Origin of the sequence: Stenotrophomonas sp. SXG-1 (assembly GCF_014083965.1) — a bacterium.
In the GTDB taxonomy this organism is placed as follows: domain Bacteria; phylum Pseudomonadota; class Gammaproteobacteria; order Xanthomonadales; family Xanthomonadaceae; genus Stenotrophomonas; species Stenotrophomonas geniculata.
The window spans coordinates 4,075,086-4,093,416 of sequence record NZ_CP046588.1 but is presented as its reverse complement, the minus strand read 5'-3'; the positions used below and the strand labels follow the sequence as shown (position 1 = coordinate 4,093,416).

The 18,331-nt window shown below is 66.9% G+C and carries 18 protein-coding genes; 14 read left to right on the top strand and 4 right to left on the bottom strand.

Annotation, left to right across the window (positions count from 1 at the left end):
* Positions 1-59: 59 nt before the first annotated feature.
* From GOC52_RS18685 to GOC52_RS18660, 6 genes are all read left to right on the top strand, one after another.
* Entirely contained in the window at positions 60-1,025 is a 966-nt protein-coding gene (locus tag GOC52_RS18685; protein ID WP_191850116.1) for a hypothetical protein, read from the top strand.
* A complete protein-coding gene (locus tag GOC52_RS18680; protein WP_010481027.1) occupies positions 1,018-1,566 on the top strand; it encodes a GTP-binding protein in 549 nt (182 codons plus the stop codon). The genes GOC52_RS18685 and GOC52_RS18680 overlap by 8 nt, the downstream gene beginning before the upstream one ends.
* On the top strand, positions 1,559-1,975 hold the full coding sequence (locus GOC52_RS18675; protein WP_057502417.1) for a roadblock/LC7 domain-containing protein: 417 nt from the start codon (positions 1,559-1,561) through the stop codon (positions 1,973-1,975). The genes GOC52_RS18680 and GOC52_RS18675 overlap by 8 nt, the downstream gene beginning before the upstream one ends.
* A 53-nt stretch (positions 1,976-2,028) precedes the next feature.
* On the top strand, positions 2,029-2,388 hold the full coding sequence (locus GOC52_RS18670; protein ID WP_043397376.1) for a hypothetical protein: 360 nt from the start codon (positions 2,029-2,031) through the stop codon (positions 2,386-2,388).
* 165 nt (positions 2,389-2,553) lie between these two features.
* The gene (gene aceK, locus GOC52_RS18665; RefSeq protein ID WP_191850114.1) at positions 2,554-4,284 is read left to right on the top strand and encodes a bifunctional isocitrate dehydrogenase kinase/phosphatase; all 1,731 of its coding nucleotides are present in this window, start codon (positions 2,554-2,556) and stop codon (positions 4,282-4,284) included.
* Between the two features lie 61 nt (positions 4,285-4,345).
* On the top strand, positions 4,346-5,236 hold the full coding sequence (locus GOC52_RS18660) for an energy transducer TonB (protein ID WP_029379722.1): 891 nt from the start codon (positions 4,346-4,348) through the stop codon (positions 5,234-5,236).
* Between the two features lie 34 nt (positions 5,237-5,270).
* Here GOC52_RS18660 and GOC52_RS18655 read toward each other — a convergent pair whose 3' ends face one another.
* The 3 genes from GOC52_RS18655 to trxA form a co-directional block, all read right to left on the bottom strand.
* Entirely contained in the window at positions 5,271-6,845 is a 1,575-nt protein-coding gene (locus tag GOC52_RS18655) for a sensor domain-containing diguanylate cyclase (protein ID WP_191850111.1), read from the bottom strand.
* A 207-nt stretch (positions 6,846-7,052) separates the two neighbouring features.
* The gene (gene rho / locus GOC52_RS18650; protein WP_029379723.1) at positions 7,053-8,795 is read right to left on the bottom strand and encodes a transcription termination factor Rho; all 1,743 of its coding nucleotides are present in this window, start codon (positions 8,793-8,795) and stop codon (positions 7,053-7,055) included.
* Positions 8,796-9,024: 229 nt separating this feature from the next.
* Positions 9,025-9,354: a thioredoxin gene (gene trxA / locus GOC52_RS18645; protein WP_005411275.1), complete on the bottom strand. Its 330-nt coding sequence runs from the start codon at positions 9,352-9,354 to the stop codon at positions 9,025-9,027.
* A gap of 510 nt (positions 9,355-9,864) precedes the next feature.
* Between trxA and rhlB the strand changes: the two genes are divergently transcribed.
* The 8 genes from rhlB to GOC52_RS18605 all read left to right on the top strand — a co-directional run bounded on the left by rhlB (position 9,865) and on the right by GOC52_RS18605 (position 16,970).
* Entirely contained in the window at positions 9,865-11,586 is a 1,722-nt protein-coding gene (gene rhlB, locus GOC52_RS18640; RefSeq protein ID WP_010481045.1) for an ATP-dependent RNA helicase RhlB, read from the top strand.
* Between the two features lie 144 nt (positions 11,587-11,730).
* Positions 11,731-12,417 carry a cell division ATP-binding protein FtsE gene (gene ftsE / locus GOC52_RS18635; protein ID WP_005419728.1) on the top strand — a complete coding sequence of 229 codons (687 nt, stop codon included), beginning with the start codon at positions 11,731-11,733 and terminating at the stop codon, positions 12,415-12,417.
* Between the two features lie 3 nt (positions 12,418-12,420).
* Entirely contained in the window at positions 12,421-13,368 is a 948-nt protein-coding gene (gene ftsX, locus GOC52_RS18630) for a permease-like cell division protein FtsX (RefSeq protein ID WP_010481047.1), read from the top strand.
* Positions 13,369-13,375: 7 nt separating this feature from the next.
* Positions 13,376-14,218, top strand: a complete 843-nt coding sequence (locus GOC52_RS18625) for a response regulator (protein ID WP_126560173.1) — start codon at positions 13,376-13,378, stop codon at positions 14,216-14,218.
* Positions 14,215-14,928, top strand: a complete 714-nt coding sequence (gene ung, locus GOC52_RS18620; protein WP_071305937.1) for a uracil-DNA glycosylase — start codon at positions 14,215-14,217, stop codon at positions 14,926-14,928. Before GOC52_RS18625 ends, ung begins: the two co-directional genes overlap by 4 nt.
* A gap of 291 nt (positions 14,929-15,219) precedes the next feature.
* Positions 15,220-16,095, top strand: coding sequence for an RNA polymerase sigma factor RpoH (gene rpoH / locus GOC52_RS18615; protein ID WP_006473441.1), 876 nt, complete (start codon positions 15,220-15,222; stop codon positions 16,093-16,095).
* Positions 16,096-16,264: 169 nt separating this feature from the next.
* Positions 16,265-16,654, top strand: a complete 390-nt coding sequence (locus GOC52_RS18610; protein WP_100064745.1) for a type II toxin-antitoxin system RelE/ParE family toxin — start codon at positions 16,265-16,267, stop codon at positions 16,652-16,654.
* Positions 16,638-16,970 carry a helix-turn-helix domain-containing protein gene (locus tag GOC52_RS18605; RefSeq protein ID WP_019338970.1) on the top strand — a complete coding sequence of 111 codons (333 nt, stop codon included), beginning with the start codon at positions 16,638-16,640 and terminating at the stop codon, positions 16,968-16,970. Before GOC52_RS18610 ends, GOC52_RS18605 begins: the two co-directional genes overlap by 17 nt.
* 76 nt (positions 16,971-17,046) lie before the next feature.
* Here GOC52_RS18605 and purD read toward each other — a convergent pair whose 3' ends face one another.
* Positions 17,047-18,330, bottom strand: a complete 1,284-nt coding sequence (gene purD, locus GOC52_RS18600; protein ID WP_010481051.1) for a phosphoribosylamine--glycine ligase — start codon at positions 18,328-18,330, stop codon at positions 17,047-17,049.
* Between the last annotated feature and the right edge of the window lies 1 nt (position 18,331).

The following is an 18,331-nucleotide window of genomic DNA, read 5'->3' as shown; positions in this document are numbered from 1 at the left end:
CGATGTCCTAGCCTTGGCGACGCGAGGCCACCGGGGAGGTGGCCGCACGGGGAACACGGATGGCACGCGTGCTGGTAGTGGGAACCGACATCCAGGGCGAACAGGCCCTGCTGCAGCGGCTACGCGTAGCATCGGCGCTGCCGGACGGCCAGATCCGCCGCAGCCAGGATCTGGACGATTGCGACCTGCTGGTCATCCGCGATACGCCGGCGCTGCGCAATGCAGCCCTGCGCATGCGCCAGCAACGCCCGCGACTGCAGTGCTGGATCGAGGATCTGGGGGGCCAGCTGCGCGACGGCGATGGCCATCAGGACATACTTGATGACGGTGCCATCGGCCGCGCCCTGCGCGGGATGCAGTTGGCAGTGGAGCCCCTGGCCATGCACGCACCCGCACCGATCCGTCTTGCCGATGGTGCACACGCCATCACCCGCCTGCTGCGCGAGCGGCTGCCCCTGCGCCAGGGGCAGGCACTGCTGAGTGACGCGGGTGATCCCGTCCTGCTGATGGACCTTGAGCATGACCAGGCCGTGCTGCTGCAGGAACACGCGAGCGCGCTGGTGGAGCGTTTGGCCGATGCCTTCGAACGCCTGCAGCTGGATGCGCTCACGCCGGCTCGCCTGCAGGCCCTGGCCGGTGAGCGGCCGCGCCAGCCGCTGCGGCCGCTGCTATGGCAATGGGCGCAACGCAGTCGCCACTGGCAGGCACTGGACGAACGCCTGCGTGGCGCCTCGGTGAAGGTGCTGCGCTGGCCGGATTTCCGCGTGCTGGGTCACGACCACGATGGCTTCCGCCTGTGTTCGCTGCTGCTCAAGCGCGCGTGCACGGTTGAAGAATGCGCGATGCTGCTCGAGTTGCCGGCTGCGGCGGTGCGCGATTTCATCCATGCCGCCTATCTCTGCGGTTACGCACAGTTGCAGAGCGCCCCGGCGGCACCGATGACGGCACTACGCGGCAATGGCACCGACAACGGCCTGCTTGCCCGCCTGTGGCGCCACCTGCGTGGGAGCGAGCGCAATGCGTGAGCACAAGGTGGTCGTGCTCGGTGGCATGGGCAGCGGCAAGTCGACACTCGTGCGCAGCATCGCGGCCGGTGCGGTGATCGACACCGATGTGGCCAACAGTGATCGCCTCGGTGCCGACAAGGCCTCCACCACCGTCGCGCTGGACTACGCAGACATCGACCTGCCCAACGGCGAACGCCTGCGGCTCTACGGGACACCCGGCCAGCAGCGCTTTGATTTCCTGTGGCCGATCCTGCTGCAGGGGGCACGTGGTGCGGTGCTGCTGCTGGACGCGCGCCGTGCCGGGTTGGCCGGCGAGCTGGAGGACTACCTGCAGGTGCTGCAGCCGTTCGCAGCGTCATTGGCGCTGGTGGTGGCGGTCACCCATCTCGACCAGGCGCCGCACGCTGCGCTGGACGACTGGGCTGCACGCGCCAGCCTGGATGATCAACCGCTGCCTTTGCTGGCGGTGGATGCCCGCGACCGCGAACAGGGATTGCTGCTGATGGATGTACTGATGAGCGAAATGGAAGCGCACGCACTGGTGGCCGCGCATGGCTGACGGGCAGATGGCGGTGCTGCCCGATGCCGGCCAGCGTGCGCGCCTGCAGCCGCTGCTGCAGGACCTGCAGCAGCGGGTGGAAGGCGTGCGCACGGTAGTGCTGGCCAGTGTCGATGGCTTTGCCCTGGTCAGCGCTGGTGCCGAAGGGCGCGGCGAACGGCTGGCGGCAATGACCAGCGCGATGCTGGCGCTGGCCGCGGCGGTCGGGCGCGAACTGCTGCTGGGGGATCTGCAGACGCTGATGCTGGAGGCGGCCGGCGGCAAGGTGCTGATGCTGGCGATCCAGGCCGAGGGACGTGCACCGCTGCTGCTGATGGCGGCCTGCGACCAGCGCAGCGTGATCGGCCAGGTGCTGTGGCAGAGCAGGGAATGTGGCCAGGCGATCCTGGCCGAACTCGGCGGATCGTGAGCCCGGCCGCAGGGGAACGAGGGGCTCGAACCAACATCGACAAGGGGTGCGACGTGGCTGGATTGAATGAATCGTTGAACGCACTGATGGGCATCGACGGCGCGCAGGCAGTGGCGCTGGTCGACTACGAAAGCGGCATGCTGCTGGGCGAGGCCGGTGCCGGCATGGACATGGAAGTGGCCGCCGCCGGCAACACCGAAGTGATCCGCGCCAAGATGAAGACCGCCGCGTCGCTGAACCTCAATGACAGCATCGAGGACATCCTGATCTCGCTGGGCAAGGCGTACCACATCATGCGCCCGGTGGCGAAGAAGAAGGGCTTGTTCTTCTACATCGTGCTGGACCGTACCAAGTCCAACCTGGCGCTGGCCCGGCGCAAGGTGCAGGACGTGGAGTCCGAACTGGCGATCTGAGCCATTGGCTTCGGTAGAGTCGAGCCCGCCCGACTGCTCTTTGCTACTGTAGAGCCGAGCCATGCTCGGCTGCTTCTGCCTGGATCAGCCGAGCATGGGCTCGGCTCTACACAAGCAACCCCACGCCAGCGTATGGTAAAGCCGGTCTTCCCGGGTGAGCCATGCATGTCCAAGCCTGACATCGCTACCCAGCTGGCGCCGCGTATCGCCGGTGCCATCCGCGATGGTTTCGAGCAGTACCATGCCCGCTTCGCGGCGATCACCGCGCGGGCGCGGCAGCGCTTCGAGCAGCGCGACTGGGCCGGTGCGCGACAGGATGCGGTTGAGCGCATCGCCCTCTACGACCTGTGCATCGCCGAGCAGATGGATGCGTTGCGCCGCCTCGCCGGTGACGCGATCGGCGAGCGCGCGCTGTGGCTGCAGGTGCACGCTGGCTACAGCGCGCTGTTGCAGGGCCTGATCGACGCCGAGCTGTACAAGACCTTCTACAACACGCTGTCGCGGCGCCTGTTCGCTACCCGCGGCGTGGACCCGGCGCTGGAATTCATTGCTTTCGACGTCGAGCCTTCCGATGCAATCACCCATCCCGTCGCGCGCCATACCTATGCCGTCTCGCCGACGCGGCCGGTGGAGGCCCTGCAACGCGTGTTGGCCGATTATCGTTTCGACATTCCGTACGCGCACCAGCTGCGCTGCGCGGCGGCCATCGCCGTGCGCCTGCAGGACGACCTCGCCCATTGGGGGGACACGCCGGTACGCAGCATCGAACTGCTCGACACCGTGTTCTACCGCGAGCGCCGCGCCTACCTGGTTGGACGTGTATTCGGCGAGCACCGCTTCTCACCCTGCGTGATTGCCCTGGTCAACGACGCGCGCGGCCTGCGTGCCGATGCGGTGCTGACCCGGCGCCGTGATGTTGCCCATCTGTTTGGCGTGTCGCGCAGCTACTTCCAGGCCGATCTGGGTACGGTGGGCGATGCCGTGGTGTTCCTGCGCAGCCTGCTGCCGGGCAAGCCCATCGATGAGATCTACACGGTGCTGGGACGTGCCAAGCAGGGCAAGACCGAGCGCTACCGCACGTTCTTCCGCCACTTCAACGAGCACCCGCAGGAGCGGCTGGTGCATGCCGAAGGCACGCCGGGCATGGTCATGGCGGTGTTCACCCTGCCCAGCTATCCGCTGGTGTTCAAGCTGATCCGCGACCGTTTCGCGTGGCCCAAGGCGATGTCGCGGCAGCAGGTGGAAGAGAAGTACGCGCTGGTGTTCAATCTCGATCGTGTCGGCCGCCTGCTCGATGCGCAGCCCTATCGTCATCTGCGCTTTCCGCGCGCGCGTTTCGCGCCGGCCCTGCTGGACGAACTGCTGCAGCAGTGCGCGCAGAGCGTACGCGCTGATGGCGATGAGGTGGAGATCGCACTGTGCTACGTGCAGCGCCGTTTCCGTCCATTGAACCTGTACCTGCGCGAGCAGGGCGGGGAGGCGGTACGTGCAGCGGTGCTCGACTACGCGCAGGCGATCACCGACATGGCGCGCAACAACATCTTCCCCGGTGACATGCTGCCGAAGAACTTCGGTGTATCACGGCACGGCCGGGCCGTGTTCTACGACTATGACGAGCTGTGCCTGGTCAGCGACTGCGTGTTCCGTGCGTGGCCGCAGCCGCGTACGCCGGAGGAGGCCATGGCCGACGAGCCCTGGTTCCATGTTGGCCCGCGCGATGTGTTTCCCGAGCGCTTCGGTCCATTCATGGGCCTGCCGGCTACGGAGCTGGCAGCCGTGCGCGAGCACTACCGGCACCTGTTCGACCCGGGCTGGTGGCAGGGCCTGCAGGAACGCTTCGCACGAGGGGACTATCCGGATACGCCGCCCTATGCGGGTGCACACCGGCTGGCCTGAGCCGGCTGTCATGGGTATTGGGACTGAGGTACGCTCGCTGTTCATCACCAAGGATCCGGCAATGATGCGTTCTCCACTGTTTCTCGCCCTCGCGCTGGCCGTCGGTGCCGGCGCCCCCCTGCTTGCAGGTGACGCCACTGCGCAGACCGCACGCGCTGTACGTGCGACTGCGGAAATGAGCATGGTGCTGTCCGGTCATATCGAGGTCACGCCGGAGGGCGCGGTCAGTTCGCTGGTGCTGGACCAGAAAGCCATGGTCGCCCCGAGCATCGCCTCCTTCGTCGAAGGCACCATCGGTGGCTGGCGCTTCGAGCCCACGCTGCGTGATGGCCAGGCGGTGGCCACGAGGGCCCCTTTGCGCGTTCGCCTGCGCGGCAAGGCTGCGGCCGACGGCGGTTATGAAATCAGCATGACCAGTGTCGACTTCAGCGAGTACGATCCTGAGGCCACTGGTTCGGTGACCCCGCTGCACATGACACCGCCGCGCTACCCGGAGGCGGCCTACCGTAACGGTGGCCAGGGTGAGGTGCTGCTGCTGGTCAAGGTGGCGCGTGACGGAACAGTGGCCGACGTGGCCGCCGAGCAGGTGAACATGGCTGTGGTCGCGTCCGAGCGGACCCTGGCCAAGATGCGCGACATCCTGGCCAGAGCCAGCGTCAGCACCGCCCGCACCTGGACCTTCAAGCCACCGACCACCGGCGAGGACAGCACCCGGGACAGCTGGACGGTTCGCATCCCGGTGAACTTCGCCCTGAACCATGATCCCAATGCAGAGGCGGAACGCTATGGCCGCTGGCGCGCTTTCATTCCGGGGCCGCGGCAGAGCGTGCCGTGGCACGAGGCCGACCCGGTCGAGCAGGCCGGCAGCGATCTGCTGCCGGAAGGCGGCGTCTACATGGTGGACGGCGCCAAGCGCGGCCTGCGCCTGCTGACCCCGCTGCAACAGAGCTGAGACCCGCTGCGGAGCCGGGCAGCCCGGCTCCGCGTCAGTCGGCGTACGGGTAGACCACCACCCGGTTGCGGCCCTGTTCCTTGGCCATGTACAGCGCCTTGTCGGCCAGCCGCAATGCCTGCTCGGCGTCGACATGGAAGCTGGGGAAGTGGGCCACGCCCAGCGATACGGTGATGTTGCCGACCGGTTCGAACGGATGGTCGGCGATGTGCTGGCGCAGGCGTTCACCGGCCTGACGGGCCGATTCAGTACTGATGCCCGGCAGCAGCAGCAGGAATTCCTCGCCACCAGCGCGGCAGAGGATGTCGCTGTCGCGCGAGTAGCGGCGCATCTGGTCGGCGATGTGGACGATGGCGTTGTCGCCGACGTCATGCCCGTAACTGTCGTTGATCGACTTGAAGCGATCGATGTCCAGCGCCAGGATCGCAAACGGAATGCCCTGCACCTGCAGCGCGTCCAGCGCCTGCTGCAGCCCGCGGCGGTTGAGCAGGCCGGTCAGCGGGTCGGTGCGGCTGGCACGGTTGAGCGTGCCGATACGATCCTGCAGGGCATTGAAGCTGTGCAGCACGGCCTGCTTGAGCTGGGCGACCTCGAAGTACCAGGCGCGGATGCCGCTGACATGGTTGATCGCATTGCCGGTGTCCTCGCCGCCCTGCACATTGCGCGCCAGCTGCCACAGCGGCATCGAAATGCGGCGCGCGAACCACCAGGTAACCAGCAGCGACAGCAGGCCGAGCGGAATCGCATTCCAGATCACCGCGGTCATCAACCGTGACAGCGGCTGCAGGGTGGCCTCGGTCGGGCGCTGGGCAATGATGCCCCAGCCAGTGGCCGCCACCGGCGCATAGCCGGCCAGCATCGACACACCACGGTTGTTGCGTACCTGCTGTGCGCCACGCTCCCCGCGCACCACGGCCTTCACCGCCGGGTTGCCGACCACGTAGTCACCCACCCGCTTGCCATCGGCGTGGTACAGCAGGCGGCCATTGCGGTCCACCACGTACAGGTAGGAACCGTCGCGGTAGTAGTGCTTGCCCAGCAGCGTGTGCAGTGCGCTGCGCTGGCGCAGGTACAGGGTGCCGCTTACATAGCCGCGATAGCGACCCTGGCGGTCGAAGATCGGGTGCGACAGCGACACCAGCAGCTTGCCCGTGGCCGACTGGTAGGGATCGCTGATCATCGGCTGGCGCGCCGCCAGTGCCGCGTTGTTGCCGACACTGTGCAGCACCTCACCCTGCAGCTGCAGGGTCTGCGGCGAGGTGGCGATCACCAGGCCGTCGGCGTCCACCACCAGCGAGGAGTTGAAGCTGCTGGACTGCAGTTGCAGGCGGCTGGCTTCATCCTGGGCCTGCTTCGGATCGAGGTCGTGCTCGCCCAGGCGGGTTGCGGCATAGGCCAGCTGCTGCTGCGCAGCCAGCAGGAAGTTCTGGGTGGTCTCGGCCAGCTTGGTGGCATAGACGCGGTTGGCTTCCAGGGTGTTGCCGACCAGCTGGTCGCGCTGCACCCGGTAGCTGGCCAGCAGGGTGTTGGCCAGGGCGATGATGGCACTGAGCAGGGCCAGGGCGAGGATCAGCTTGCCCAGGTTGAGGCGGGGAGACAGCGTTCGCATGCGTCGACGGATCCGGCAGGAGGCTGGACCCGACCGGTTCTCCGGAAGGGGCGACAGCGGGAATCGGTGGCCAGGCCGTCAGGGCCGGGCAGGGGCCGGCGGATTATCGCCAAAAGTGGGCGGCGGCGAAGTGAAGTGCGTCGCCCTGCAGGCAAAAAAAAACCTGCCGCAGCGAGCGGCAGGTTTCTTCCGATGCAGCGCCGTGGATCAGCGCTTCATCGAACCGAAGAACTCGTCGTTGGACTTGGTGTTCTTCATCTTGTCGAGCAGGAACTCCATCGCAGCCATTTCATCCATCGGATGCAGCAGCTTGCGCAGGATCCAGATCTTCTGCAGCAGTTCCGGCTCGATCAGCAGGTCTTCGCGGCGGGTGCCCGAACGGTTGATGTCGATGGCCGGGAACACGCGCTTTTCAGCGATACGGCGGCTCAGGTGCACTTCGCTGTTGCCGGTGCCCTTGAACTCTTCGTAGATCACCTCGTCCATCTTCGAGCCGGTGTCGACCAGCGCGGTGGCGATGATGGTCAGGCTGCCGCCTTCTTCCACGTTACGCGCGGCACCGAAGAAGCGCTTCGGGCGGTGCAGGGCGTTGGCGTCCACGCCACCGGTCAGCACCTTGCCCGAGCTCGGCACCACGTTGTTGTAGGCACGGGCCAGGCGGGTGATCGAGTCGAGCAGGATCACCACGTCCTTCTTGTGCTCGACCAGGCGCTTGGCGCGCTCGATGACCATTTCGGCCACCTGCACGTGGCGCGCGGCCGGCTCGTCGAAGGTCGAGCTGATGACCTCGCCGCGCACGGTGCGCTGCATTTCGGTCACTTCTTCCGGGCGCTCGTCGATCAGCAGCACGATCAGGTGCACGTCCGGGTGGTTGGTGGTGATGGCAGTAGCGACCTGCTGCATCATCATGGTCTTGCCGGCCTTCGGCTGCGACACGATGAGCGAGCGCTGGCCCTTGCCCTGCGGGGCCATCAGGTCGAGGATGCGGCCGGTGATGTCTTCCGACGAACCGTTGCCACGCTCCAGGGTGAAGCGGCGGCGCGGGAACAGGGCGGTCAGGTTCTCGAACAGCACCTTGTTCTTCGACGCTTCGATCGGCTCACCGTTGATGGTGTCGACGATGTTCAGCGCGAAGTAGCGCTCGCCGTCCTTCGGGAAGCGGATGCGGCCGGAGATGTGGTCGCCGGTGCGCAGGTTGAAGCGGCGGATCTGGCTGGGCGAGATGTAGGTGTCGTCCGGGCCGGCCAGGTAGCTGGCTTCGGCCGCGCGCAGGAAGCCGAAGCCGTCCGGCAGGATTTCCAGCACGCCGTCGGCGGCGACGCCGTCACCGTGGCGGGTCAGCACCTTCAGCAGGGCGAAGATCACATCCTGCTTGCGGGCGCGGGCCACGCCTTCGGAGATCTGCAGCTGCTCGGCGATTTCCAGCAGCTTCTGCGCCGGCATGCGCTTGAGGTCGCTCAGCGAATAGACCGGGAAGCCCTCGGGCACGTTGGCGTGCGGGCGCGGCACGAACGGCTGCTGCTCGCCGCCATCGTTGGGCAGGCCATCGTCGCGGAAGCGGTTGTTGCGGTCACGGTCGCGGCGGTTGCGGAAGCGGTCGCGGCGGTTGCCCTGGCCTTGCCCCTGGCCCTGCTGGCCGTTCTGGTTGTACGGGTTCTGGCCCTGGTTCTGGCCGCCCCCCTGGTGGTTCTGCTGGCGCGGCTGGCCGGATTCGCGACCCTCACCGCCTTCGCCGCCGCCACTGCTGGCAGGGGCCTCGGCGGCGGGCGCGCTCGGTGCGGGGGCAGCAGCCGGTGCCTCGGGCGCGGCGGCCAGCGGCAGGGTCGGCTGCGCCGGAGCGGCGCTGGTTTCGGCGGCTGCCGGGGCGGCGGCCTTGCTCACGCGGGGCTTGCGCACGCGCTTTTCGGCGGGCGCATCGGCGCTGCCGGTTTCGGAAGTGTTATCGGACAAGAGCGTTATTCCTCGCTTGAAGGTGCGAGCGCCCGGCTGGGGCGGCGAACGTTGGGAATGGGTCTGGAGGAAACTGCGTCCAGAGGGTGCGGCACGCGAACGCGGCCGGATATGCCGACACTATCATCGGCCTGCGGCGCCGTGCAAGGGCTGCCGGGAGCAGCATTCATCATGGGCGCGGGGCGCCCGCCGGCAGCCGCGGTCGGCGGCTGCCGGAGAACAGCAGCAATCAGGCCAGGGCCTTGTCCAGCAGGCCGGCCAGCTGGGCCTTGCCCACCGCACCGATCTGCTCGCCAACCTTCTCGCCGTCCTTGAACACGACCAGGTACGGAATCGAACGCACGTGGTACTTGGCGGCCAGCGCACGGTTGTGGTCGACGTTGACCTTGGCGATCTTGGCGCGGCCCTGGTAGGCATCGGCCAGCTCGTCCAGCGCCGGGGCGATCATCTTGCACGGGCCACACCACTCGGCCCAGAAATCGACCAGCACCGGTTCCTTGGAATTCAGCACTGCACTATCAAAGTCGGCGTCGCCGACATGTACAACCTTGTCGCTCATCTTGGTTTCTCGTCTTGGATTGCACCCGGCCATGCCGGAGGTGGGTGAACTGGGCCATGCCCGGTGGCGCGACCCTCGTCGTTGCCTCGCGGCGCACTGCCGCGGTGCGTTCGGCGGGATGCCTGGACGCTCACGGCCGGCAGTGTACCCCTATCGCAGGGCGGGGACAGGCGCCGGCTGGAACCCAGCGTATCGTGATCGCTTCGATGCCTGGTATGTGTCGGATTTCACTGTCTTCCTGTACATGGGGCTGGCAGTGGGCGACACCAGCGGGCCTGGCAGGGCCGTTCAAGTCCGGTGTGGCTGGGTGAAGGGCGCCGTCTCTTGACTTTATGAGACAGGTCATTCCGGTTTGCTGGCCCGAGTGCGTTAAACTGGGGCATTGTGCGGCGCGCGGACCGGGTGGTCCCAGCCTGCCAACCCGCCGCAGGGGCCGCAGTTTGCGACGGTGCCCCTAGACGCTGAAGTGCCAGCCGCCCCACGGGCCGGCGGCCATACCAAGACGGACTCATGAGCGACAAACCGCTGACCGATTTGACCTTTTCCTCCTTCGAGCTGCACCCGGCCCTGCAGGCCGGTCTTGAAGGAGCCGGATTCACCCGTTGCACCCCGATCCAGGCGCTGACCCTGCCCGTCGCGCTGCCCGGTGGTGATGTTGCCGGCCAGGCTCAGACCGGCACCGGCAAGACCCTGGCCTTCCTGGTCGCTGTCGTGAATCGCCTGCTGACGCGTCCGGCCCTGGCCGACCGCAAGCCGGAAGATCCGCGCGCGCTGATCCTCGCCCCGACCCGCGAACTGGCCATCCAGATCCACAAGGATGCGGTCAAGTTCGGTTCCGATCTGGGCCTGCGTTTCGCGCTGGTCTACGGCGGCGTGGATTACGACAAGCAGCGCGAACTGCTGCAGCAGGGCGTGGACGTGATCATCGCCACCCCGGGCCGCCTGATCGACTACGTGAAACAGCACAAGGTGGTGTCGCTGCACGCCTGCGAGATCTGCGTGCTGGACGAAGCCGACCGCATGTTCGACCTGGGCTTCATCAAGGACATCCGCTTCCTGCTGCGCCGCATGCCCGAGCGCACCACCCGCCAGACCCTGCTGTTCAGTGCCACCCTCAGCCATCGCGTGCTGGAGCTGGCCTACGAGCACATGAACGAGCCGCAGAAGCTGGTGGTCGAAGCCGAGACCATCACCGCCGCGCGCGTGCGCCAGCGCATCTACTTCCCGGCCGACGACGAGAAGATCCCGCTGCTGCTGGGCCTGCTGTCGCGCAGCGAAGGCGCGCGCACCATGGTCTTCGTCAACACCAAGGTGTTCGTCGAGCGTGTGGCGCGTTCGCTGGAAAAGGCCGGCTACCGCGTGGGCGTGCTGTCCGGCGACGTGCCGCAGAAGAAGCGTGAGAGCCTGCTCAACCGCTTCCAGAAGGGCCAGCTGGAAATCCTGGTGGCCACCGACGTGGCTGCGCGCGGCCTGCACATCGACGGCATCAAGTACGTCTACAACTACGACCTGCCGTTCGATGCCGAAGACTACGTGCACCGCATCGGTCGTACCGCGCGCCTGGGTGAAGAGGGAGACGCGATCAGCTTCGCCTGTGAGCGCTATGCAATGGGCCTGCCGGACATCGAGGCCTATATCGAGCAGAAGATTCCGTCCGAGCCGGTGACCAAGGAACTGTTGACCCCGCTGCCGCGCCCGGAACGCCCGGCCCCCGCAGCAGGCGAGGAAGGCGAGGACAACGAAAGCGTCGGCCAGATCTTCCGCGAAGCGCGCGAAGCCCGCGCCGCCGAGGAAGAGCGTCGGGGCGGTGGCCGTAGTGGCGGCCGTTCAGGCGGTGGTGGCCGTGGTGGTCGCGACGGTGAGCGCAGCGGCGAGCGCCGTTCGCGTGGCCCGCGCAAGCCGCGCGTGGAGGGCGAACAGGGCGCTGCCGCCCCGGCCGCCGGTGCCGAAGGCGCCGTTGCCCAGGCCCCGCGTCCGCCGCGCCCGCCGCGCGCCGAAGGCGCACCGGAAGGTGCGGTGGACGGCGAGCACAAGCCGCGCAAGCGCCGTCGTCGTCGCCACGGCCGTCCGGTCGAAGGTGCCGAGGGCGTGCAGAGCGCTGCCGGCAATGGCGCCAGCCCGGTCACCCCGGTGCAGGTGGTGGCCAAGCCGGTGCGTACCGCCGCTGATACCGGTGATTCGTTCCTGACCCGCATCGGCCGCAAGATCCGCCGGATGCTGTCGGGCAACTGATCGGTACTGCCGATCAGCGGGTAGCACCCGACCGTTGGTCGGGTGGCTTTGAAAGGTGTGCCGACCAACGGTCGGCACCCACCAGGCGGGGCCGGTGGCACCCACCATCTCCACGACATCGCGCCGGTCCTGCATAATCGGGGCATGAGTGTCCTGCGCTTCGACAATGTCAGCAAACAGTACGCCGGTGGCCACGAGGCACTGACCGATGTCAGCTTTGAGGTCGCGCCGGGCGAGATGCTGTTCGTCACCGGCCATTCCGGTGCGGGCAAAAGCACCCTGCTCAAGTTGATCCACCTGGACGAGCGGCCCAGCCGCGGTGCGGTGGTGTTCGACGAGCGCAACCTGCTGAAGGTGCGTGGCGGCGACGTGCCCCGCCACCGTCGCGCGGTGGGTGCGGTCTACCAGGACCATCGCCTGCTGATGGACCGCTCGATCGCCGAGAACGTGGCGTTGCCGCTGATCCTGCGCGGCACCCGCCGTGGCGACATCAACAAGCGCGTGCGCTCGGTGCTGGAGCGGATGGGCCTGGGCCATCGCGAGAAAGCGCTGCCCTCGCAGCTGTCGGCCGGCGAGCAGCAGCGCGTCGGCATCGCCCGCGCCATCGTCGGCGAACCCAAGCTGCTGGTGGCCGATGAGCCGACCGGCAACCTCGACCCGACCCTGGCCGCGGAGATCATGGCCCTGTTCGCCGAGCTGCCCTCGCGCGGCACCAGCGTGCTGGTGGTCAGCCACGATCTGCCGCTGCTGCGTCGCATGCGCAAGCGCGTGCTGATCCTCGACCACGGCCGGCTGGTGGATGACATCTCGCCGCAGGACCTCGCGGAGTAGCGCATGGCGAAGAACGAAAACAGCGAAGCCGCCGCGCCCTCGCGCGTGGGCGTCTGGTTCCAGCACCACGTGCACAGCGTGGTGTTCAGCCTTGGCCGCGCCTGCCGCAAGCCGTGGGCGACCCTGCTGACGGTGATGGTCATGGCGCTGGCACTGGCCCTGCCGCTTGGCCTGTCGATCGCGCTGGACAACCTCAAGCAGTTCGCCGGCAGCGTGCAGCAGTCGCGCGACATCAACGTGTTCCTGAAGGGCAACGTCGATGGTCCCGGCGCACTGCGCTTGGCCGGCCAGCTGCGCGACCGCGACGACGTGGCCGAAGTGAACGTGCGCACGCCCGAGCAGGGCCTGCAGGAACTGCGCGATGCCGGCCTCGGTGAGGCGATCGACGCACTCAACGACAATCCATTGCCCTCGCTGCTGGTGATCACCCCGGGCCAGGGCAAGGACGACGCACGCCTGGCGCGCGCGCTGGAGAGCCTGCCCGAGGCCGACCTGGTGCAGCACGACGCACTGTGGCGCCAGCGTCTGGATGCCTGGCTGGCGTTCGGCGCACGGCTGGTGCAGGTGCTGTCGGTACTGCTCGGCGTGGGCGCCGCGCTGGTGGTCGGCAACACCGTGCGCCTGGATATCCAGGCGCGTCGCGAAGAGATCGGCGTGCTGCAGCTGCTCGGCGCCAGTGATGGCTTCATTCGCCGCCCGTTCCTGTACCTGGGCGCGTGGTATGGACTGGGTGCCGGCGCGGTGGCGCTGGCCCTGATTGCTGCGGCCGGCGCCGCCCTGCGCGTGCCGCTGGCCGAACTCTCGCGCAGCTACGGCAGCCCGTTCGTGCTGCATGGCCTGGACCTGCTGCATGGCAGCCTGGTCCTGCTCGGCACGCTGCTGCTGGGTTGGCTGGGCGCGTGGCTGGTGACCGGCCATTTCCTGCGCCAGACCCGCCCGACCGACACCTGAGACCGGCATGCAACCGCAAGCGCTGAAGCACCTTGAAGGGCCCGCGACGCGGGTGATGGTGGTCGACGGGTCGAAGCTGGTCCGCAAGCTGATCGCCGACGTCCTGCAGCGTGACCTGCCGGGCGTGGAGGTGATCGGCTGCGACAGCATCGAAGACGCGCAGCAGGCGCTGGCGCAGGGCCCGGTCGACCTGGTGACGACCTCGCTGACCCTGCGCGATGGCGACGGCCTGGCGCTGGCGCGGATGGTGCGCGAAGCGGCGGGCCAGGCCTATGTGCCGGTGATCGTGGTCTCCGGCGATGCCCAGCAGCACCTGGAGCAGCGCCGCTTCACCGAGTACGTCACCGACTATTTCGACAAGGCGCTGGGCCACGAGGCACTGGCGACCTTCGTCCGTGGCTATGTGCAGCCGCAGAGCATTCCCGGCGCCACCATCCTCTATATCGAGGACAGCCGGGTGGTCGCCGAGGCCACCAAGCGCATGCTTGAGCGACAGCAGTTGAACGTGCTGCACGTGGTCAGCGCCGAAGAGGCGTTCACCCTGCTCACCGCCGAGTCGCTGGGCCGCAGCCGCCATCGCATCGACCTGGTGCTGACCGACGTCACCCTGAAGGGCGAGCTGAGCGGCCGCGACGTGGTGCAGCGCGTGCGCGTGGACTTCGGCTACGGCAAGCGCCGCCTGCCGGTGCTGGTGATGACCGGCGATGGCAACCCGCACAACCAGACCGGGCTGCTGCAGTCCGGCGCGAACGACCTGGTGCTCAAGCCGATTGAAGAACGGCTGCTGGTCACCAAGGTGCTGTTCCAGCTGCGCCTGGCCCGATTGAACGATGGACCCCTGATTCGATGATGGATGAAGTAGCCGGCGCCCCGACGATCCAGCTGGAACCGAGCTGGAAACAGCATGTCGGCGATTACCTGATGCAGCCGCAGATGCGTGAGCTGTCCAGCTTCCTGCGCCAGCGCAAGGCCAGTGGTGCGGCGGTGTTCCCGCCCGGTCCGCAGATCTTCGCCGCGTTCGATGCCACGCCATTCGAGCAGGTGAAGGTGGTGATCCTCGGCCAGGACCCGTACCACGGCCGTGGCCAGGCGCATGGCCTGAGTTTCTCGGTGCCGCCGGGCGTGCCGGTGCCGCCGTCGCTGCTGAACATCTACAAGGAAATCGAGAGCGATCTCGGTATCCCGCGCCCGGACCACGGCTGCCTGATCCCGTGGGCGCAGCGCGGCGTGCTGCTGCTCAATGCCGTGCTGACCGTGGAAGAGGGCAAGGCCGGTGCGCACCAGGGCCGTGGCTGGGAGGGCTTCACCGACCACGTGGTGGACGTGCTCAACCGCGAGCGCGAAGGCCTGGTGTTCATGCTCTGGGGCGCCTATGCGCAGCAGAAGGGCAAGGTCATCGATACCCGTCGCCATCGCGTGCTGAAGTCGCCGCACCCGTCGCCGTTGTCGGCCCATCGTGGCTTCCTGGGTTGCCGGCATTTCTCGATGGCCAACGAGTACCTGCAGCGTCGCGGCCAGGCCCCGGTCGACTGGTCGCTGCCGCCCCGTTCGGCGCTCTGAGCGGCGCTCTGAGCGGCGGTGCCGGTCCGGGGCTGAACGCCGGGCAACGTTTCCGGCCCTGAATGGGCGTCCGGGGACGGCCTGTTCAGCTAACCTTGACCGGAATCGGCCGGTTTCCGGCAGGTAATTGCTTGAATTCCAAGGGATTGTGAATCCCGAAAAGCGCGCTCGCCACTGTCATCAAATCGCGCTACGGTAGGGCTCTGTTTGGGACCAGTGTTGCATCAATAGGATGCTGGAACTTTTTCCTCCTTTAGCAGTCCAAATCCCGGACTGCTAAGATGGGTGCCTATGAGCCAGAACACCTCTACTGCCCTTGTGGCAAACAATCTCCCGATTCCCAGTGCGCTCGGTTCGCTGGACGCCTACATCGGTGCCGTGCACCAGATCCCGGTGCTGTCGGTCGATGACGAACAGGACCTGGCCCGTCGCTTCCGCGACGGCAACGATCTGGACGCCGCCCGCGAGCTGGTGCATTCGCACCTGCGCTTCGTGGTGCACGTGGCCCGCGGCTACAACGGCTACGGCCTTGCACTGGGCGACCTGATCCAGGAAGGCAACATCGGCCTGATGAAGGCGGTCAAGCGCTTCGACCCGGACATGGGCGTGCGCCTGGTCTCCTTCGCCGTGCACTGGATCCGTGCCGAGATGCACGAGTTCATCCTGAAGAACTGGCGCATCGTGAAGGTCGCCACCACCAAGGCGCAGCGCAAGCTGTTCTTCAACCTGCGCAAGTCGAAGACGCGCCTGGGCTGGATGAACGCGGCGGAAGTCAGCGCCGTCGCCAAGGACCTGAACGTGTCCGAGCGCGAGGTCATGGAAATGGAATCGCGCCTGTCCGGTCGCGATATCGGTTTCGATGCGCCGACCGACGAGGACAACGAACACGCGCCGCCGTCGCCGGCCGCGTTCCTGGTTGCCAACGACGAAGATCCGTCGATGGCCTACGAACGTGCCGACAGCGAAGACAACCAGATGCAGCTGCTGCGCGAAGGCCTGGCCGAGCTGGATGCGCGTTCGCGCGACATCATCCGCCGCCGCTGGCTGGATGCCGACAGCAAGGTGACGCTGCAGGAACTGGCCGACGAGTACGGCGTGTCGGCTGAGCGTATCCGCCAGGTTGAAGCGAACGCGCTGAAGAAGATGAAGGCGCTGTTCACCGCGTAAGGCGGGATGGCGTTGAAGCAATGAAAAGGCCCGGCACTGCCGGGCCTTTTTCGTTTGTGGGGCTTAGCCACGCATGGCGTGGCTCTACTCTGACGCCAGAGCGGTGATTGTGCCGACCGGGTCATGTGCTGGATGCTGATGTTCACGCCGTACCACGCAGTGGCACGGTATGATCATGCCACGCGTCTTCCGCACACGAAGTTTCAATCGCAGTATGCGTAGGACCACCCTGTCCGACGCTGCGCTGTACCGGTCGGTACGTGAAATGGAAGCGGGTCTGGTGGATGCTGATCTTGGCGGCGGAATCTTCAAGAAGCGCGTTCCGTTGCCGGGGCGAGGAAAGCGTGGGAGCGTTCGAATCATCGTCGCCACACAGCGAGGCGGGCATTGGTTCTTCCTTTTCGGCTACGAGAAGAATGAACGTGCTGCGATCACGAATGCGGAACGGGATGCGCTGCAGTTGTACGCATCGGAGTTCCTGAGAATGAGTACGGCGCAGCTGAATCGCGCCGTGGAGTACGGGGATCTACAGGAGATCGGCCATGACGAAGACCCCTGAGCGACGGCGCGCGAAAAGTGCGCTTCTTGAAGCGGTGCATGATGCTGCTGTGAGTCTGCACGCGCATGGCTTCATCGATAAACGTCGGTTGAGCAGCTACGAAGCACTTTGCCTTGAGCCGGTCCCTGAGTACAGCAGTGCCCAGATCCGTGCCCTGCGTACGTCACTGCAGCTCAGTCAGCCGGTCTTTGCGGGGGTTCTCAATACCAGCGTTTCCACCGTACGCAGCTGGGAGCAGGGCGAAAAGAAACCCAGCGGACCGTCACTGAAGTTGCTTAACCTGATTGATCGGAAGGGTCTCGAAGCAGTCCTGTAAAGCAAAGGCCCGGCAATGCCGGGCCTTTGCTTTACCGTGGTATTCAATCCGCGCCATGCATGGGAGCGGGGGAGCCTCACCCCTCGCGTGCGATCGCGCGCCAACCAATGTCGTTGCGGTGGAATTCGTTGGCCCAGGTCACCTTGGCCACGCCGGCATAGGCATTGGCCTGCGCGTCGCGCACGCTGTCACCCAGTGCCGCCACGCACAGCACGCGGCCGCCGGCGCTGACCACCTGGCCCTGCGCGTCCAATGCAGTCCCCGCATGGAACACCTTGGCACTGGCCGGCACGTCGTCCAGGCCGGAAATCACGTCACCGGTGATCGGCGCTTCCGGGTAGGGCTTCGCGGCCAGCACCACGCCCAGCGACGGGCGTGCGTCCCACTGCGCCTGCACCTGGTCCAGGCGGCCATCGATGGCGGCTTCCACCAGTTCGACCAGATCCGACTGCAGGCGCAACATCACCGGCTGGGTTTCCGGGTCGCCGAAGCGCACGTTGAATTCGATCACCTTCGGCGCGCCGCTGGCGTCGATCATCAGGCCCGCGTAGAGGAAACCGGTGAACGGGATACCGTCGGCGATCATGCCCTGCACGGTCGGGTTCACCACCTCGCGCATCACGCGTGCATGCACCTCCGGCGTCACTACCGGCGCAGGCGAGTAGGCGCCCATGCCACCGGTGTTCGGGCCGGTGTCGCCGTCGCCGACGCGCTTGTGGTCCTGCGAGGTGGCCATCGGCAGCGCATGCACGCCGTCCACCATCGAAATGAAGCTGGCTTCCTCACCATCGAGGAACTCTTCGATCACCACGCGCGCACCGGCATCGCCGAACGCGTTGCCCGACAGCATGTCACGCACGGCATCTTCGGCTTCGGCCAGGGTCATCGCCACGATCACGCCCTTGCCGGCGGCCAGGCCATCGGCCTTGACCACGATCGGCGCGCCCTTCTCGCGGATGTAGGCCAGGGCGGCATCCACCTCGGTGTGCACGGCATAGAACGCGGTGGGGATGTTGTGGCGGGCCAGGAAGTCCTTGGCGTAGGCCTTGCTGCCTTCCAGCTGCGCGGCGGCGGCAGTCGGCCCGAAGATGCGCAGGCCGGCGGCGCGGAAGCGGTCGACCACGCCGGCCACCAGCGGTACTTCCGGGCCGACCACGGTCAGCGCCACGCCTTCGGCCTGGGCCAGCGCCAGCAGGCCGTCGATGTCGGTCACTTTCACCGCCACGTTGCGGCACTTGTCTTCGCTGGCGGTGCCGGCGTTGCCGGGCGCCACGATCACTTCGGTGACACGGGAGGACTGGGCCAGCTTCCATGCCAGGGCGTGTTCGCGGCCGCCAGAGCCGATGACAAGTACGTTCATC

Bases quoted from the DNA above. Each gene is read 5' to 3' on its own strand.
- GOC52_RS18605 (WP_019338970.1), top strand. From the start codon at position 16,638: ATGACGAAGACCCCTGAGCGACGGCGCGCGAAAAGTGCGCTTCTTGAA.
- aceK (WP_191850114.1), top strand. From the start codon at position 2,554: ATGTCCAAGCCTGACATCGCTACCCAGCTGGCGCCGCGTATCGCCGGT.
- GOC52_RS18655 (WP_191850111.1), bottom strand. From the start codon at position 6,845: ATGCGAACGCTGTCTCCCCGCCTCAACCTGGGCAAGCTGATCCTCGCC.
- ftsX (WP_010481047.1), top strand. From the start codon at position 12,421: ATGGCGAAGAACGAAAACAGCGAAGCCGCCGCGCCCTCGCGCGTGGGC.
- GOC52_RS18680 (WP_010481027.1), top strand. From the start codon at position 1,018: ATGCGTGAGCACAAGGTGGTCGTGCTCGGTGGCATGGGCAGCGGCAAG.
- GOC52_RS18675 (WP_057502417.1), top strand. From the start codon at position 1,559: ATGGCTGACGGGCAGATGGCGGTGCTGCCCGATGCCGGCCAGCGTGCG.
- trxA (WP_005411275.1), bottom strand. From the start codon at position 9,354: ATGAGCGACAAGGTTGTACATGTCGGCGACGCCGACTTTGATAGTGCA.
- GOC52_RS18685 (WP_191850116.1), top strand. From the start codon at position 60: ATGGCACGCGTGCTGGTAGTGGGAACCGACATCCAGGGCGAACAGGCC.
- ung (WP_071305937.1), top strand. From the start codon at position 14,215: ATGATGGATGAAGTAGCCGGCGCCCCGACGATCCAGCTGGAACCGAGC.
- ftsE (WP_005419728.1), top strand. From the start codon at position 11,731: ATGAGTGTCCTGCGCTTCGACAATGTCAGCAAACAGTACGCCGGTGGC.
- GOC52_RS18610 (WP_100064745.1), top strand. From the start codon at position 16,265: ATGATCATGCCACGCGTCTTCCGCACACGAAGTTTCAATCGCAGTATG.
- rhlB (WP_010481045.1), top strand. From the start codon at position 9,865: ATGAGCGACAAACCGCTGACCGATTTGACCTTTTCCTCCTTCGAGCTG.
- GOC52_RS18660 (WP_029379722.1), top strand. From the start codon at position 4,346: ATGATGCGTTCTCCACTGTTTCTCGCCCTCGCGCTGGCCGTCGGTGCC.
- rpoH (WP_006473441.1), top strand. From the start codon at position 15,220: ATGAGCCAGAACACCTCTACTGCCCTTGTGGCAAACAATCTCCCGATT.
- GOC52_RS18625 (WP_126560173.1), top strand. From the start codon at position 13,376: ATGCAACCGCAAGCGCTGAAGCACCTTGAAGGGCCCGCGACGCGGGTG.
- purD (WP_010481051.1), bottom strand. From the start codon at position 18,330: ATGAACGTACTTGTCATCGGCTCTGGCGGCCGCGAACACGCCCTGGCA.